Consider the following 15,937-nt stretch of genomic DNA (forward strand, 5'->3'; position numbering starts at 1 on the left):
CCCGTGGCCCACGTCCCACTGGCCCACGCCCCGCTCGCACACGCCCCACTGGCACACGCCCCACGGCCACACGATCCGCTATGCGGATCGTGTGGCCAGGTCGTGCGGCGTGTCCGGGCAGGATGGGGTCACACGATCCGGGCGTGGTGACGCCTGAGGCGGGTGTTACGTGAAGGCCGCCGGCCGGGAACCCTCGACCGACGGTCACCCGCGCGTCGTAACCCCCGCCACTCCCGTACCAAGACCCGGATCGTGTTCCCGCCGTCGGGCGCGACACGCCGTACGAGAAGGCCACACGATCCGCAAAGCGGATCGTGTGCCTCTCAACGAGGAGGGCGGGCGGGTCAGCGGCGGGGGCGGTCGAGGGTGAGGACCATGAACGTGGAGGCCGGGCGGAACCCGAGGTCGTCGTAGAGCCCCCGGGCGATCTCGTTGCCGGTCCACACGGTCAGCCCCACTCGGTGCGCCCCCGCAGCCCGGGCCTCGTCGACGACCGCGGACATCACCGCGCGGCCGAACCCGCGGCCGCGATAGGCGGCATGGACCTCCATGTCCAGCACAAACAGCGACGGCTCGCCGTGCTCCGCCTCGATCCGCCACACGACACCACCGACGACGCACCGCGGCCCGCCGTCCGGCTCGCCCTCCGCGATCCGCCACTCGACGTCGGCCGCCCCCTCCAGCGCGGCGTAGTCGTGCTCGGCCTTGCGGCGCGCGGCGACGTCGCCGAGCGCACCGGACCGGCGCACCTCGAACGCGAAGCCGGGGATGCCCTGCCGGCGGACCCAGGTCTGCCGCTCCTCCTCGGTCATCGGCCGCAGCGTGACCGTGGGCGCGCTCACGGGTCCACGTCCTGCGCCGAGCGGGCGGCGAACTGGCGCGCTGCCTCGGCCGTGACCGGACCGGCGGTCCCCGGCCCGGTCAGGTTCCGCTCGTCGACCGCGTGCACCGGGTGCACGTCACGCGTGGACGAGGTCAGGAACACCTCGTCCGCCGTCCGGAGCACGTCCATGGGCAGGTCCACCTCCTCGGCGTCGATCCACTCCAGCACCAGGGCGCGGGTGACCCCCGCGAGGCAGCCGGACGTCAGCGGCGGGGTGAGCACCCGGCCGTCCACCACCACGAACACGTTCGACCCGGTGCCCTCGCACAGCTCGCCCCGCGTGTTGGGCACCAGCGCCTCGCTGGCACCACGCTCGCGGGCGCGCGCGAGTGCCACCACGTTCTCGGCGTACGACGTCGTCTTCAGCCCGGCGACGGCGCTGCGCTCGTTGCGCGGCCACGGCACGGTGACCACCGACGTCGTCGCGGGCCACGCGGCTGTCGCGGCACCGGCGACGACCAGGGTCGGCTCGGCGTCGCCCCGGTCGCTGCCCAGCGGGGCGGTCCCCCCGGTGTACGTGATCCGCAGCCGCGCCAGCGGACCCCACTCGTCCGCGCAGGCGGCCACGGTATCGGCCACCGCCTTGCGCACCAGGTCCGGGTCCGGCTCCGGCAACGCCAGCCCGCGGGCGGAGACCGCGAGCCGTTCCAGGTGCCGCGTGAGCGCGAACGGGACGCCGTCCACGACCTTGAGGGTCTCGAAGACGCCGTCCGCGACGGTGAACCCGTGGTCCAGGACCGACACCGTCGCCTGGTCCGGCGGAACCAGCCGGTCACGCACCCAGAACCTCACGGTGCACCACCCTCCCACGCCCCCGCCGCGACCGTGACCAGGCGGTGGGCCTTCAGCCGGGTCTCCTCCCACTCCGCGGCCGGGTCGCTGCCCCAGGTGATCCCGGCCCCGGTGCCGAAGCGGACCTGTCCGTCGGCGAGCCAGAAGGTACGGATGGCCACGGCGAGCTCGGCCTGCCCGGTGTCGGCGTCCACCCAGCCGACGGCTCCGCAGTAGACCTCGCGCGACGCGGTCTCCACGTCGTCGATGACCCGCAGGGCGCTGGACTTCGGTGCACCCGTCACCGAACCCGGCGGGAACGCCGCCTCGACGACCTCCGCCCAGCCGACGTCGTCACGCAGCAGGCCGGATACCACGGACACCAGGTGGACCAGCCCGGGGTGCTGCTCCACCCGCAGCAGTGCGGGGACCTCGACGGACCCGGTCCGGCACACCCGGGACAGGTCGTTGCGGACCAGGTCGACGATCATCACGTTCTCGGCGGCATCCTTCGGCAGCAGGCCGTCGGCGGTGGTCGCAGTGCCCTTGATGGGACCGGAGGACAGCAGCCGGCCCTCGCGGCGCAGGAACAGCTCGGGGGACGCGGTGGCCACGTGCACACCGGCCGAGGGCAGGCGGACGAACCCGCCGTACGGCGCCGGGTTGCCGTCGGCGAGCAGCCGGTGCAGTGCGGCGACGTCGCACCGGTGCGGGTCCGGCAGGTCCGCGGACAGCACCCGGCACACGTTGGCCTGGTAGACGTCCCCGGCGGCGATGCGCTCCCGGACCTCGGCCACGGCCGCCTCATACGCCGCCCGGTCCAGCGACGACGACCACGCGTCGGCGGACGGCCCGCGCCAGGACCCGGTCGGCGCCTGTCCCGCGCCGCTCGCGGCCCAGCGGTCGAAGCGGGCGAGCACGGGGACCCCGGCGTACGGCAGGACCACCGCCCACCGACCGCTGCCGTCCAGCGCGCCGAGGTCGTCGGTGACGTCGCGCAGCCCGGTCGCGACCAGGCCGCCCAGGGCGGCCGCCGGGGGCAGGTCGGGTGCGGTGGTGCCGGCCACGCTCACCCGTGCCGCAGCGCCGCCCCGACCGCGGCCTCCAGCAGGCACAGAGCCGTGAGCCGGACAGTACGGCCGTCGGGGGTGTCGGCGCCGGCGTCGACCTCGACCAGGTCCAGCGAGGTGACCCGCGCGTCGGTCGCCGCCGTCCGGACGGCGCGCCGCAGCTCGTCGGCGGACAGGCCGCCGGGCACGGACGCCGGGCACGCGGGTGCGACTGCCCGGTCGCAGACGTCCACGTCCACGTCGACGTGAACCGGGCCGCCCGCGGACGCCGCGATCTCCAGCGCCTCGGCGGTGAGGTCCTCCACCGGCCGACGGTGCAGGGTCCCGCGGGAGATCACGGTGATGCCGAGGTCGCGGGCGCGAGCCGCGTACTCCCGCGAGTTCGCGAAGTCACTGATGCCGATCTGCACGACCCGGGTGCCGGCCAGACCGAGCTCGACCAGACGACGTACCGGCGAGCCGTTGCTCACGCCGTCCCGCAGGTCGTGGTGGGCGTCGAAGGTGACCAGCCCGGCGCGGTCCACCCGGTCGCCCCACGCGCCGAGCGCCGCCGGGACGGTCGCGGCGTTGTCCCCGCCGAGAGCCACGACGAGTCCGGCCCGGGCCGCCAGCGCCGCGACCGCGGCGGTCGCGCGTCCCTCCCCCTCGGGCCCGTCGGGCTCCTCGATGTCTCCGGCGTCGACGATCCGTACGTCGCTGAGGTCCACGCCCCCGTCGGCGCCCAGCACCGGACCCGCGTACGTGGAGTAGCGGCGGACGGCGGCACGTACCGCGGCGGGCGTGGTCCCGGCGCCGGTGGCCGACAGCGAGGTGCGCCACGTCGGGATGCCCACGACGGCGACCCGGGCGTGCTCGTCAGCCGCGAGCGCGTCCGGCGTCGGCCAGTCGCCCGCGCGCGGCCAGCGGTCGTCGTGGGACAGGGCTCCGGGGGCGGCCGGGGACGGTCCCGGGGCGGGTGTCGCGGCGGTCACATCGGCATCCTGGCGCGGCCCGGGTCCGGTATGGGCCGCTTTGGTCCCGGCGCCGGTGGTCGGCTATGGTTCCACCCGCACGCCGGGGTGCACCCCGGCGCGGCATGCGGACGTGGCTCAGTTGGTAGAGCATCACCTTGCCAAGGTGAGGGTCGCGGGTTCGAATCCCGTCGTCCGCTCGCAGGAGGCCTTCCCAGAAGGCTCTGGGTGGAGTGGCCGAGAGGCGAGGCAACGGCCTGCAAAGCCGTGTACACGGGTTCGAATCCCGTCTCCACCTCGACCGCTCCCCGGCACGGCCCGGGGTCGGCCTTCAGCACGCACGGGCGATTGGCGCAGGGGCTAGCGCGCTTCCTTGACACGGAAGAGGTCACAGGTTCAAATCCTGTATCGCCCACCACATGACGAAACCCCCTGCTACGCAGGGGGTTTCGTGTCGTTCGGCCGTCGACAGGGGCACTACTTGCGGTAGCCCAGGAAGAGCGACGACTCCTGGAACGCGACGTGCCGCTTGCTCGGGAACGGGTAGGCCACCGTCACCGTGATCGTCGACTCCGGGTCGGCGATCAGGGCCGTTTTCAGCGGGCTGGAGGCGGCCCCGTACGCCGCGTACCCCACCCCGTTGGAGAAGTCCGGGTCGATCGGGCGGAACGGGTTGCGCAGGTAGACCACGACCGTCTGCGTCTGGCGTCCCGAACTGACGTAGAACTTGGCCGTGGCCGAGTAGCCCGATCCCCCGCTGGCCTTGTTGGTCACCAGCGCCGAGACGTTCAGGTGCACCGACGAGCGCTTGTGGCCCGCGATCGCCGCCTTGCTGAAGGTCCACGTCGCCGACTGGCCGGTGCTGCGCAGCCAGTACCACCCGGAGATCTGATCACCGCTCGACGAGAACGATGCCGGCGGCGCGGTGTAGGCCGCCGCGTGCGCGGTGGCCGGGACGAGCAGGAGCATCAGCGCGGCGAGTAGTGCGAACACCAAGCCGTGCCGTGCCGTTGAGTTCCTCATGGACGAACACCCCCTTCTTCCCCCACCACTTCCAGGGTCGACCCCCGGCGTCGGAGGGGGTGAGGGCCACAGGTCCGCCGAGAGCGGCCCAGGAGCTGTGACGTGGGTCACGCCGGATGTCTCCCGGGCCCTCTGCCCAGGAGGGACCGCCGTCAGGCGACCTCGACGATGCACTCGTCGAGCGGCTCGTTGACGACCGTGCGGCCGCCCACCTTGACGACGAGCTTGCCGTCGCACCCGGCACCCGCCGTCGCGGACCCGGTGAAGGTGGCCTTGACCTTGACGCCCTGGCTGGTCGTCCCGGTGCAGGAGACCGTGCCCGATGCCGTGAGGCTGCCGGCCTTGCGGGACAGGTCGGCCTTGCAGGTGGGTCCCTTGCTGAGCGTGATGCCGTTGTCGGCGAGCACCTGGTCGATGTGGAACTCCAGGTAGGCCTCCATGGCCGACTCGACCGCAGCCTCGAGGTTCGGGGAGTCCACGCCCGACCCGCTGGGTGCCTGCGAGGGGGTCTCGGTCGTGTCCGTACCGGACGTCGTGTCGCTCGGGGACGGCTCGCCCGTCTCCGTCCTGTCCGTGGGGGCCGTCTCGGTCGCCGTCTCCGTGACGGTCACGGTGGGTGCCGCGGCGCTCGAGGCCCCCGCCGGTGCGTTGGGGTCGGCGCAGCCGGCGAGTACCAGCAGCAGCCCGGCGGCCGCCGCCGTGGCGACGACGGGGGTACGGCGCGGTCGAGGCGTCATGCCCCGACGGTAACCCGGCGGGTGCCGGTGCGGTCGGCTGGGACGCGCGTCAGAACCACTTCGTGTACAGCAGCGCCTCGTGCGGCACCACCACCTGGTCGGCGGGAATGCCGTGGAACTGCTGCTCGATCGCGGCGGCCCACATCCGGCCGCGCTCGTACAGCTCGCGCCGGTCGGACTGCATGCGGTCCCGGGTGACGAGGACTCCGATGTCGGCCCCGGGGTAGCGGTACTCGCCCGTCCCGTAGACGCGCAGGTAGAACGCCTCCTCCTCCGAGCGCACCGAGTGCCAGTCGTGCTCGGTGCGCACGAACGAGATGCTGCCGTCGTCGGCCATCCGCCACAGGCCCGATGGCGGGGCCTCGGTGATGAGCTCGACGTCGTCGGTCACCTGCTTGAGCACCAGCTGGCTCCACTGGTCGAAGTGGTTCCACCGGGACTGCACCTCGTCCAGGTCGACGAACCAGTCCACGTCGCTGAACTCCAGCAGGTGGAACAGGAACAGCGGCACGCCGCCGTAGGTGGACGTGATCAGGTTGGTCAGCGGCGACGCGCCGGAGATGCGCGGGTTGATCTCGCCGAGGTAGACCTTGCCGTCGTCGGTGTCGTACAGGAAGTCCATGCAGAACACGCCGCGGTAGCCGGCCTGGTACAGCCGGTCGCCCAGCCGGCGCGCCATCCGCCGGATCCGGCGACGCGTCTTGGGCCCGAAGACGTTGGGGTAGATGTCGTTTCCGGCCCAGCCGCCCTTGTAGGGGGTCAGCTCCGGGAAGCCGGTCAGGTCGGTCTGGACCGGCCCGACCAGGGTGCCGTGCCGGGTCGCGCAGCCCTCGACGGTGCCGGGCAGGTGCGGGATCCGGCGCATGACCTTGAGGTCCTCGTCGGCGAGCTTGTCCGCCGCCTTCTCGAAGTCGTCAGCGCCGCGGATGAAGAACGTGGTGCGACCGGAGTCGCCGTACGGCGTCTGGACGACCAGGTCCTGGCCCAGGCCCGCCTCGCGGGCGAGCTTGCGCAGCTCCTTCCAGCTGGAGGCACGACCCATGACGTTCGGCGCGCTCGGGACACCTGCCTCGTTGCCGAGCCGGGTCGTGACGACCTTGGAGTCGATGTGCTCGCGCAGCTCGCGGGACGGCAGCGCGATGTCGAGGCCCAGCTCGCGTGCCCGCTCCTCGGTCTCCTCGTCGAACATCACGAACAGGACCTTTCCGGGGCCCTTCTGCCCGATGTAGTCGACGACCTCCTTGTTGCCGAGCAGGTAGCTGTTGACCGACTCGAACGACTCGAAGTCGCGCGGACCGGTGTGCGTGGGCGTGAAGCAGCGGGGGTGCTTGCGGTCGAACGAGTCGAAGTAGGTGATGTAGCGGAAGGAGGCGATCCACTCCTCGATGCCCAGGACGTTGTAGGCCGTGGGTGACACGAAGTAGACCGGCTCGGGGTACTCCCGGAAGTAGTGGTAGATGTCCGACAGCCCGCGCAGCACCTTGCGGTCGCCCGACGGCGTGGCTGCCGAGGCGGACTTCGCCTTCGACGGTTCGCCCGACTTCGGGGGCTTCTTCGCCTTCGCCGACTTCTTCGACACCGGACCTCCTGCTGGGGTGCGTGCAGTGTAGTGACGGCGCCGCAGGACGCGTTCCGATCGCGACGATGCAGGCCTCAGGCGACTGCGCAGGTGTCAGGCGATGAGCAGCGGCCGGCCGGTGGCCACGAGGGGCGCGGGCAGGTGCCGTGCGGGCGGTGCGGCGACGGCCGTGCGCCGCACCCGCTCGCCCTCCACGAAGTGGTCCAGCGCGAGCCGCCAGGACTGCTCGGGCCACAGCAGGTCGAGGGTGAGCGCGTCCGCGTCGTACGCCGCCACGTACACGGTGCCCCACGGGTGGTCCGCCACCGGACGCTGCAGGGGCGGACGCAGGAATGCGTCGACCAGGCCGGGCAGGGTGAGGGCCGGGTCGTCCATCGACACCGCGAGGCACTCCTCGCGCTCCACCGTCCCGCAGAACGCCGCGTGCTCGGGCCACTCGGTGGCGCCCTGCCGGTTGCCGGCCGTGGCGGTCGCCGCGACCCGCAGGGGCCGGTCCGGCGAGATCTCCACGATGGCCGAGGCCCCGGTGCGGTCCAGCAGGGAGACGTTGTAGGCCAGCTGGACCGGGACACGGCGCAGGATCTCGATCGCCGACGCGACGTCGCGCGCCATCTGCAGGACGTAGCGCACGATCAGCGCGACGCCGAAGCCGCGCCCCACGACGGGACGCCCCCCGAACGCCAGCGCCACCGCAAGGCCGTGCTCGTTGACACCGTCCAGCGCGCCCCACACACAGTCGGCCATCGCCAGCACGCCGGTGTCGAGCCACCGGCTGCGCAGGGCCACCCGGTCGCACAGCATCGGCGGGAAGTCGTAGCTGCGCAGCAGCACGTGCGCGCCGTTCGACCAGTTCGCCAACGAGCACGCGGCGAACAGCGGCGGCGGGCACCACAGGCTGAGGAAGCGCGCCTCCAGGTCGCCGCCGCCGACGGCCTCCACGAGCGCGTCGTACGGCTCCACCAGCTCCGGCATGTGGGTGCGCAAGGCGGTGCGGCCCTCGAGGTAGGTGGGTCGCGCCTCCTCCCCGTCGCGCAGATACCACATCCGGTAGGCGTCCCAGCCGGCCCGGAACAGCGCCGGCGCGCGGTCGACGACGGAGGCGCCGCCGTCGATGGCCCAGAACCGGAGGTCCACCTCGCGCGGCGCCGTGGACTCGGCCGCGGCGGTCACTCGCGTCACTCCCTCCCGCCCGGGGGGGTCGGGCGGATGGCCCAGTATGGCCCCGCTGGCCCCCCGACTAGGGTCACCGGCGTGGAACTGGAGGAGTACGCGTCGTACGACGCCACCGGTCTGGCCGGCCTGGTCCGCCGCGGCGAGGTGACCCCCGGGGACCTGGCCCGTTGCGCGATCGCCGGCGTGGAGAAGGTCGACAAGACCCTCAACGCCGTCGTCCAGGCCTACGCGGAGCGGGCAGAGGCGCTGGGCTTCGAGTACGCCGCCACCGGCCCGTTCGGCGGCGTCCCCACGATGCTCAAGGACCTGTTCCACGGCGAGGCGGGCGTGCCCTGCGGCAACGGCTCGCGGCTGTCCGATGGGTGGGTGGTGCCCAGCGACGGCGAGTTCACCCGCCGGATCGAGCAGGCCGGACTGGTCAACCTGGGCCGGACGACGACCAGCGAGTTCGGGATCATGGGCACCACCGAGACCTTGGCGTGCGGGCGCACCTGCAGCCCGTGGAGCCCCGAGCACATGGCCGGCGGGTCGTCCGGCGGCGCGGCCGCGGTGGTGGGGGCCGGCATCGTCCCGGTCGCGGCCGCCAGCGACGGCGGCGGGTCGATCCGGATCCCCGCATCCGCCTGCGGCGTGGTGGGGCTCAAGCCCAGTCGTGGCCGCGTCACCTGGGGACCGCACATCTCCGAGGCGCTGCTGGGCTGGGCGACCCACTTCATGGTGACCCGCAGCGTGCGCGACACCGCGGGGCTGCTGGACGCCCTGCACGGACCGCTGGCCGGCGATCCGTTCACGATCGCCGCACCCCGGCGGGCCTACACCGAGGAGGTCGGCGCCCCCGTCGAGCGGCTGCGGGTCGCCTGGTGGGCGACGCCGTGGTCCGGCAAGGAGCCGGACCCGGAGATCGTCGCGGCCACCGAGTCGACCGCACAACTGCTGGAGCGCCTCGGCCACCACGTCGAGGAGGCCCGGCCGGCGCTGGAGTGGGAGCCGTTCCTGCAGGCGATGACGGACGTCTGGGCCGCCGACAACGCGCACACGGTCGACAGCCTGGCGCGCGCGATCGGCCGCGAGCCCGGCCCGGACAACCTGGAAGGGACGACCTGGGCGACCGTGCAGTACGGCCGCACCGTCACGTCCCAGCGCCTGATCGACGCCTTCGACACGGCCAACCACGCCGCCCGCAGCATGGGCTGGTTCTTCGGGCGCTACGACGTGCTGCTGACACCCACGCTGGGCACCCTGCCGGCGCGGCTGGGCGAGTACGACCCGACGGCGCCGGTGGAGCTGCGCGAGATCTTCGACTCGTGGTCCCGGCTGGAGTCGTTCCTGCCGGTGTTCAACGCCACCGGGCTGCCGGCGATCAGCCTGCCGCTGCACCTGAGCGTGGGCGGCCTGCCGATCGGCATGCAGCTGGTGAGCCGCTTCGGGGCGGAGTCACTGCTGCTGCGCCTCGCGGCCCAGCTGGAGGAGGCCCAGCCGTGGGCCGGACGCCGCCCGCCGATCCACGTCGCCGCCGAGGGCTGACCCGCACAGAGGCCGGATCGGCCACCGCGGCCCGACGGACCACTCAGGCGTGCCCGGTCAGCGGGTGCGGACCGCGTACTGCAGCTCCTGCTCGGTGAAGGGTCCCTCGACCCGACCGTCGTGCGCGTAGCGGTACAGCGCGACCGAGAAGATCGCCCGCATCGCCGCCGCCACGAGGCCCGCCGCCGCGTAGACCAGGACGCCGAGGACCATCAGCGGCACGCCGACGGCCCAGGTCCCGGCCACGGTGAGGAAGAAGCCGGCGACGATGCCGACGATGGCGGGCAGGATCGCCACCAGCAGGATCAGCCCGCCGATCCGCACGCCGCCGGCCAGCTGGGTGCCCCACTTGCGGCGGAACAGGGTCGCCGACGCCTTGATCGCCTCGATCGGCGACGAGCCCTCGATGATGATGATCGGCAGGACGAAGAAGGTCACCAGCTGCCAGGCCACGTCGGCGATCGCCGCCAGGACACCGCGCATGATCCCGGCGGCCGCTCCCCCGGTGTTGTTGCCGCGCAGCGCGGACAGCAGCAGCGTGACCACGGTCAGGATGACCGACCACCACAGCAGGGCGCCGCTGCGGGTGAGGGCCCGCTTGAACCCCTGGTCGATCGAGGAGTCCTGACCGCTGAGCTCGGTGTCCGCGGCGGCCACGAGGGCACCGGTAGAGAACGTCATCGCGGCGGTGGTGCCGAAGACGCCGATGACCGCGAGGATCCCGCCGATCACGTTCTGGTTGTTCGCGAGGAACCAGGCCGCCGGGATCCAGAACAGTGCCATCGGCACCAGGCTGAACAGGAAGCCGAGCACCGGGAACATCAGCAGGTACTTGTTGTCGCGGATCACGGCCCACGACTTGGACGTGACGACCTTGCTGTCGGTCCATGCGGACACCGGACGCCTCCTCGACGCTTGCTCTCAGGTAGCTGCCGTACGCGACGTCGCGGCGCGCGTCCCCGGCGCGCTGCGGCCGGCCCACGCTACCCCGGACGGTGGCGCTCGCCGGGCAATCCCGCCGGCACCGGTGCCAGCATCGGGAGGGTGCGCACGACACCCAGACACCGCGCTCGTTCCCTGCTGGCGGCGCTGGTCGTGGCCACCGTGGCCCTGTCGGCCGCGCCGGCCTGCGCGGCCATCGCGGGGACGACGTCCGTCGGCACTGGGGTCCGGACGGCCGTGCGGGCAGAGGCGGGCTTCGTCACGGTGGACCCGGTGCGGTTCGCGCTGGTCGGCGAGCCCGGCCGCCTGGAGCTCACCTCGCACCGGGCCCGGCTGTGGTACTCGTTCCAGCCGGCCGACGAGCGGGCTGCCGACCGTCCGCTGTTCGTGTTCGTCAACGGCGGCCCGGGGGCCGCCACGTCCACCGGGCTGTTCGCACTCAACACGGCACGCCGGACGCTGGACCCGCGGGTGACCGGTGGCGCGGACACCGCTCCGAACCCGTGGTCGTGGACCACCCTGGGCAACCTGCTGTACGTCGACGCCCGGGACACCGGGTTCTCGTACCTGATGACGCCGCAGGCCGCCTCGGGCGCGGCGCGCACGACGTTGTTCGGAGCCGCGGACTTCAACCCGTTCCTGGACGCGGCGGACCTGGTGCGGGTGCTTCTCGGGTTCCTGGAGCGGCACCCGGCCCTGAGGGACAACCCGATCGTGCTGGTCGGCGAGAGCTACGGCGGGGAGCGCGTCACCAACGCACTGCACGAGCTACTGGCCTACCGGACGTACGGCAACGGAACGGCGCCGTACCAGGACCCCGCCCTGGTGCTCACGATCCAGCGGCACTACGACGCGGTGTTCCCCGCGTACCGGGGTCGCACCGTGCCGGCATCCGTGGCGGCCCGGCAGTTCGGCCACCAGATCCTCATCCAGCCGCAGTTGTCCGACGGCTACTACGACGTGGCCGCAGGGAAGCTGCTCGACCGCCCCGCGCCGGCGCTGGAGCGCATCTCCGCGCAGACCGGGTACCCGTACCTCACCTGCGACCAGCGGGAGCAACTGCTGGGCCAGCAGGAGTGCGACCCGTACGACAACGCGACGTCCTGGGTCGACGGGATCGCGCACCGCGACCTGTACTCGTACCCGCACCCGCGCGACTGGTCCGACGACCTGTCCGCGCGGGCCGGGGAGCGGTTGGTGTCCTCGCCCGGCGTGCTGTCCGAGGCCACCGGCACCGACGTGACACGGGTGAGCGAGCTGTACGCGTCCGCGCGGCGGGACGTCGCGGTACGGGTGCCGGACCCGCGGTTCACCGGCGACCAGGCCCCCGGGGCGGACTGGGTGGCGACCTTCGGCGCGCTGCGTCCGTGGGACCGCGCGATGGTGTCGTGGAACCCGCCGGTGTACGTCGCGTTCGTGGCGAACCACGCGGTCCAGCAGGGCTACCCGGTCGACATCGCGTCCAACGACGTCGGACACCGCTTCCTGCGCAACGTCCGGCACGTGCGCACCTTCCTCACCGACGCGGCGCTGGACCTGGTGGTCTACTCCCCCGGCCTGCGGGCCGCGATCGCGATGCACCGCGAGCTGCTGTCCGGACTGAGGCTGGACCGGCACTCACCGTCGACCGCCCGGCGCCCGGGGCGCCTGGTGCTTACCTATCGGGACGGGTCGACGCGGACCGTGCGCTACCCGCGCTACGCCTCCAGTGGACACGCGGTCGCGCTGGGCCAGCCGGGAGCGCTGATGCGTGACGTGGCGGGCTGGCTCGGGCCGCTGGCGCGCTGAGGCCGGTACGTGGCTAGCGTGGGGCCATGGCCGTGACGCACGACGTCGTCAACCAGGTCCCGCCCCGCGAGGGGCACGACGTATTCGGCGCCGACGATGCGCTGGTCGAGGCGGTGGTGCGCCACGGCGGCCACGCCCACCTCGGGCGGCTCTCGGGCCTCGGGGTGCTGGCGGGGACGCCGGAGGCGCGCGCGTGGGGCGAGGACGCCAACGAGCACGTGCCCGTGCTGCGCACCCACGACCGCTTCGGCCACCGGGTCGACGAGGTGACGTTCCACCCGTCGTGGCACGAGCTGATGACCGTGGCCGTGGCCCAGGGGCTGAACGCGGCGCCGTGGACGTCGACCGAGCCCGCGCCGCACGTCGCCCGGGCCGCCGGCTTCATGGTGTGGTCGCAGGTGGAGGCGGGCCACGGCTGCCCCATGTCGATGACGTACGCCTCGGTCCCGGCGCTGCGGGTGTCGCCCGACGTGGCTGCCGACTGGGTGTCGGGGCTGGCGTCGACGTCGTACGACTTCGGGCTGCGCCCCGCCGCCGGCAAGGCCGGCCTGGTCGCCGGGATGGCGATGACGGAGAAGCAGGGCGGCTCCGACGTACGCACGAACAGCACCGTGGCGACACCGGTGGCCGGGGACGAGTACCTGCTCACCGGGCACAAGTGGTTCTGCTCCGCGCCGATGTCCGACGTGTTCCTCGTGCTGGCCCAGGCACCCGGTGGTCTCACCTGCTTCGTGGTGCCGCGGGTGCTGCCGGACGGCACCCGCAACGTGTTCCGCCTGCAGCGGCTGAAGAACAAGCTCGGCAACCGGTCCAATGCCTCAGCCGAGATCGAGTTCGAGGGCACCCTGGCCCGGCGGCTCGGCGACGAGGGCCGCGGCGTGCGGACGATCGTCGAGATGGTGTCGGCGACCCGGCTGGACTGCGTGCTGGGCAGCACGGCGCTGATGCGGGTGGCCACCTCGGAGGCGGTGTGGCACGCCACCCACCGGTCCGCGTTCGGCGCCGTGCTGGTGGACCAGCCGCTGATGCGCGGGGTGCTGGCCGACCTGGCCCTGGAGGTCGAGGCGGCCACGGCCCTGGGCATCCGGCTGGCTGCCGCGGTGGACGCCGCGGAGGCCGGTGACGAGCAGGAGCGTCTGCTGCGGCGCATCGCGCTGCCTGCGTCGAAGTACTGGGTCACGAAGCGCGCCGAGATGCTCACCGGCGAGGCGCTGGAGTGCCTGGGCGGCAACGGGTACGTGGAGGACTCCGGGCTGCCGCGGATCTACCGGGAGGCGCCGGTCAACTCGGTCTGGGAGGGCTCGGGCAACGTCAACGCGCTGGACCTGCTGCGGGCGCTGTCCCGGGAGCCGGGGACGCTGGACGCACTGCTGGCTGAGCTCGGGACGGCGCGGGGGGCCGATCCTCGGTACGACGCCGCGGTCACCGACCTGCTGGACTCGCTGGCCGACGCCAGCGAGGTGGAGCGCCGGGCCCGTCGGCTGGCCGAGCGGGTGGCGGTGCTGCTGCAGGCGTCGCTGCTGCTGCGGTACGCCCCGGACCCGGTGGCCGACGCGTTCGTGGCCACCCGGGTCGACGGGGACAGCGGGGCCACCTTCGGCACGCTGCCCCGGGGCGTGGACCTCGACCTGCTGGTCGCGCGCGCCGACCCGGCCATCCCCGCCACGGCGCTCGCGTCGTCCCCCGGCGTCCACCCCTAGGACTCCCTCACTGGTGGAACCTTCCGCCGCTCCCAGGCGCCTCGGGCCCGGTCGTACGTTCCCCAGGTGGTGACGCACGAGGCGTACGGGGCGTCCGGGAGTCCGGGGTCCGTGGGGCGCGTACGCACGCGCGGGTGGAGGCCCGCACGTACTGGTGGAACGTTCCGCCGCCCGCGGACGCCAGGAACCCGGTCGTGCGTTCCCCTCGTGGTGACGTGAGGGGCATGGGGGATCCCTGGTGTCAGCGGGCACCCTGGGACTCACCTCGACGCGCGCCTCAGCGCGCGTCAACCACGACTGTGACGTTCTGCAGGGACACGCCGGCGTGTCTCGGCAGGACGTCACCATGGCGGTGACGGGCGGGGCGGGTGTGATCCGCGGGAGTGATCCGCGTGGCGGGCGCCGCGCCGAGGCCCGTCCCGGCGCTGCGGGTCTGGCAGGCTGCGCCCATGGAGATCACCGGCTTCTTCACCGCGATCGGCATCGGCGTCATCGTCGGGCTGCTCGGCCGCATGCTGGTCCGCAGCTACGCCCCCGTCGGCTGCATCATGACGATCATCCTCGGCATCATCGCCGCGGCCGTGGGCTGGTGGCTCGGGGAGGGCGTGTTCGGCTGGCAGAGCTTCTGGCTGACGTTCCTGCTCCAGGTGGTGCTGTCGGCCGTGATCATCGGCATCTTCATCGCGGCCACCGGCAGACGCACCGAGGTCTGACGCGCAGCGCACGCGCGGAGCGGCTCAGGCCTCGCCGCGGGCGGCCAGCCCGCCGCCCTCACGGGCCAGCGCGACCAGCCGGGACAGCGCCCGGTAGTACTTCTTCCGGTAGCCGCCGCGCAGCATCTCCGCGGAGAACAGCCGGTCCAGGGGTACGCCGCTGGCCACGACCGGCACGTCCCGGTCGTACAGCCGGTCGGCGAGCACGACCAGCCGCAGCGCCTCGGCCTGGTCGGTGACGGTGCGCACGTCCCGCAGGAAGACCGCGTCCACGCCGTCCAGCAGGGCCCCGTAGCGCGACGGGTGCACCCGGGACAGGTGGACCACCAGGTCAGCGAAGTCGTCCAGCGTCGACGCGGGGGTCGCGTCCGCGCGCCGCTCCAACACGTCGACGTCCACCGGCCGCGGCGCGTCCGGCACGCCACGGTGCCGGTAGTCCTCGCCGTCGATGCGCAGCACGTCGAAGTGCGCCGACAGCCCCTGGATCTCACGCAGGAAGTCCTCCGCGGCGAAGCGGCCCTCCCCCAGCCGGTCCGGCAGCGTGTTGGACGTCGCCGCCAGGGCAACCCCGCGCTCGACCAGGCGGGCCAGCAGGGTGGACATCAGCACCGTGTCGCCGGGGTCGTCGAGCTCGAACTCGTCGATGCACACCAGCCGCATCGAGGCCAGCGCCTCCACGGCGGCCTGGAAGCCCAGGGCGCCGACGAGGTGCGTGTATCCCACGAAGGTGCCGAATGCCTTCGGCCCCGGAGCCACGTGCCACAGCGAGGCCAGCAGGTGCGTCTTCCCGACGCCGAACCCGCCGTCGAGGTAGACCCCCGCCCGCCCCTCCGGAGGGGCGGCGCGCCGGAACCAACGGCGCCGCTCGGCGCTGCCGGCCCCGGCCGCGAGCCGGTTGGCGAACGCCCGCAGTCCCGCGACCGCGGCCGCCTGCGTGGGCTGCGCGGGATCCGGGAGGTACGTCTCGAAGCGCACCGAGTCGAACCGCGGCGGCGGCACGAACTCGCCGATCAGTCGGTCCCGGTCGACCCGCGGATCACGGTCGACGAGACGGGCGGGCACGGACGGCAGCCTACGAGGCGTG

14 protein-coding genes and 3 tRNA genes are annotated in these 15,937 nt (G+C 73.2%); 7 read left to right on the forward strand and 10 right to left on the reverse strand.

The genetic code is table 11. From position 1 onward, the window contains the following. Positions 1–344 precede the first annotated feature (344 nt). Genes R2737_11955 through R2737_11970 form a run of 4 tightly spaced genes read right to left on the reverse strand, consistent with a single transcriptional unit; the run spans position 345 to position 3,695 of the window. Positions 345–842 carry a GNAT family N-acetyltransferase gene (locus R2737_11955; GenBank protein ID MEZ5116971.1) on the reverse strand — a complete coding sequence of 166 codons (498 nt, stop codon included), beginning with the start codon at positions 840–842 and terminating at the stop codon, positions 345–347. Continuing rightward, positions 839–1,675: an aminotransferase class IV gene (locus R2737_11960; GenBank protein MEZ5116972.1), complete on the reverse strand. Its 837-nt coding sequence runs from the start codon at positions 1,673–1,675 to the stop codon at positions 839–841. The genes R2737_11955 and R2737_11960 overlap by 4 nt, the downstream gene beginning before the upstream one ends. After that, positions 1,672–2,721, reverse strand: a complete 1,050-nt coding sequence (locus tag R2737_11965) for a chorismate-binding protein (protein MEZ5116973.1) — start codon at positions 2,719–2,721, stop codon at positions 1,672–1,674. Before R2737_11965 ends, R2737_11960 begins: the two co-directional genes overlap by 4 nt. A gap of 2 nt (positions 2,722–2,723) precedes the next feature. Next, entirely contained in the window at positions 2,724–3,695 is a 972-nt protein-coding gene (locus tag R2737_11970) for an arginase family protein (protein MEZ5116974.1), read from the reverse strand. Positions 3,696–3,801: 106 nt separating this feature from the next. Between R2737_11970 and R2737_11975 the strand changes: the two genes are divergently transcribed. The 3 genes from R2737_11975 (at position 3,802) to R2737_11985 (ending at position 4,092) form a co-directional block, all read left to right on the forward strand. Further along, a tRNA-Gly gene (locus tag R2737_11975) sits at positions 3,802–3,874 on the forward strand. A gap of 27 nt (positions 3,875–3,901) precedes the next feature. Then, positions 3,902–3,972, forward strand: a tRNA-Cys gene (locus R2737_11980). A 44-nt stretch (positions 3,973–4,016) separates the two neighbouring features. Then, a tRNA-Val gene (locus R2737_11985) sits at positions 4,017–4,092 on the forward strand. A 59-nt stretch (positions 4,093–4,151) separates the two neighbouring features. Here the strand turns inward: R2737_11985 and R2737_11990 are convergent. From R2737_11990 to R2737_12005, 4 genes are all read right to left on the reverse strand, one after another. Beyond that, positions 4,152–4,697: a hypothetical protein gene (locus tag R2737_11990; GenBank protein ID MEZ5116975.1), complete on the reverse strand. Its 546-nt coding sequence runs from the start codon at positions 4,695–4,697 to the stop codon at positions 4,152–4,154. Between the two features lie 152 nt (positions 4,698–4,849). Next, complete coding sequence (locus R2737_11995) at positions 4,850–5,434, reverse strand: hypothetical protein (protein ID MEZ5116976.1); 585 nt, start codon at positions 5,432–5,434, stop codon at positions 4,850–4,852. Positions 5,435–5,483: 49 nt separating this feature from the next. Further along, positions 5,484–7,013 carry a biotin carboxylase gene (locus tag R2737_12000; protein ID MEZ5116977.1) on the reverse strand — a complete coding sequence of 510 codons (1,530 nt, stop codon included), beginning with the start codon at positions 7,011–7,013 and terminating at the stop codon, positions 5,484–5,486. Between the two features lie 93 nt (positions 7,014–7,106). Next, on the reverse strand, positions 7,107–8,183 hold the full coding sequence (locus tag R2737_12005) for a C45 family peptidase (protein MEZ5116978.1): 1,077 nt from the start codon (positions 8,181–8,183) through the stop codon (positions 7,107–7,109). Between the two features lie 81 nt (positions 8,184–8,264). On the opposite strand from R2737_12005, the gene R2737_12010 reads away from it, so the two are divergent. Then, positions 8,265–9,710: an amidase family protein gene (locus R2737_12010; GenBank protein MEZ5116979.1), complete on the forward strand. Its 1,446-nt coding sequence runs from the start codon at positions 8,265–8,267 to the stop codon at positions 9,708–9,710. A gap of 57 nt (positions 9,711–9,767) precedes the next feature. Here the strand turns inward: R2737_12010 and R2737_12015 are convergent, their stop codons facing one another. Beyond that, a complete protein-coding gene (locus tag R2737_12015) occupies positions 9,768–10,607 on the reverse strand; it encodes a DUF6159 family protein (protein ID MEZ5116980.1) in 840 nt (279 codons plus the stop codon). 147 nt (positions 10,608–10,754) lie between these two features. Between R2737_12015 and R2737_12020 the strand changes: the two genes are divergently transcribed. From R2737_12020 to R2737_12030, 3 genes are all read left to right on the forward strand, one after another. Further along, the gene (locus tag R2737_12020; protein ID MEZ5116981.1) at positions 10,755–12,440 is read left to right on the forward strand and encodes a hypothetical protein; all 1,686 of its coding nucleotides are present in this window, start codon (positions 10,755–10,757) and stop codon (positions 12,438–12,440) included. A 26-nt stretch (positions 12,441–12,466) separates the two neighbouring features. Further along, positions 12,467–14,140 (forward strand): acyl-CoA dehydrogenase family protein, encoded by a 1,674-nt coding sequence (locus R2737_12025; protein ID MEZ5116982.1) that lies wholly within the window; start codon positions 12,467–12,469, stop codon positions 14,138–14,140. Positions 14,141–14,589: 449 nt separating this feature from the next. Then, complete coding sequence (locus tag R2737_12030; GenBank protein MEZ5116983.1) at positions 14,590–14,853, forward strand: hypothetical protein; 264 nt, start codon at positions 14,590–14,592, stop codon at positions 14,851–14,853. A gap of 24 nt (positions 14,854–14,877) precedes the next feature. Here the strand turns inward: R2737_12030 and zapE are convergent, their stop codons facing one another. After that, on the reverse strand, positions 14,878–15,915 hold the full coding sequence (gene zapE / locus R2737_12035) for a cell division protein ZapE (GenBank protein MEZ5116984.1): 1,038 nt from the start codon (positions 15,913–15,915) through the stop codon (positions 14,878–14,880). Between the last annotated feature and the right edge of the window lie 22 nt (positions 15,916–15,937).

The organism is Candidatus Nanopelagicales bacterium, assembly GCA_041393815.1.
Lineage (GTDB): Bacteria > Actinomycetota > Actinomycetes > S36-B12 > JAWKJK01 > JAWKJK01.

What these genes read in the sequence shown, in the direction of transcription:
- R2737_11990 (MEZ5116975.1), bottom strand. Translation starts at nt 4,697, where the DNA reads ATGAGGAACTCAACGGCACGGCACGGCTTGGTGTTCGCACTACTCGCC.
- R2737_11995 (MEZ5116976.1), bottom strand. Translation starts at nt 5,434, where the DNA reads ATGACGCCTCGACCGCGCCGTACCCCCGTCGTCGCCACGGCGGCGGCC.
- R2737_12025 (MEZ5116982.1), top strand. Translation starts at nt 12,467, where the DNA reads ATGGCCGTGACGCACGACGTCGTCAACCAGGTCCCGCCCCGCGAGGGG.
- R2737_12030 (MEZ5116983.1), top strand. Translation starts at nt 14,590, where the DNA reads ATGGAGATCACCGGCTTCTTCACCGCGATCGGCATCGGCGTCATCGTC.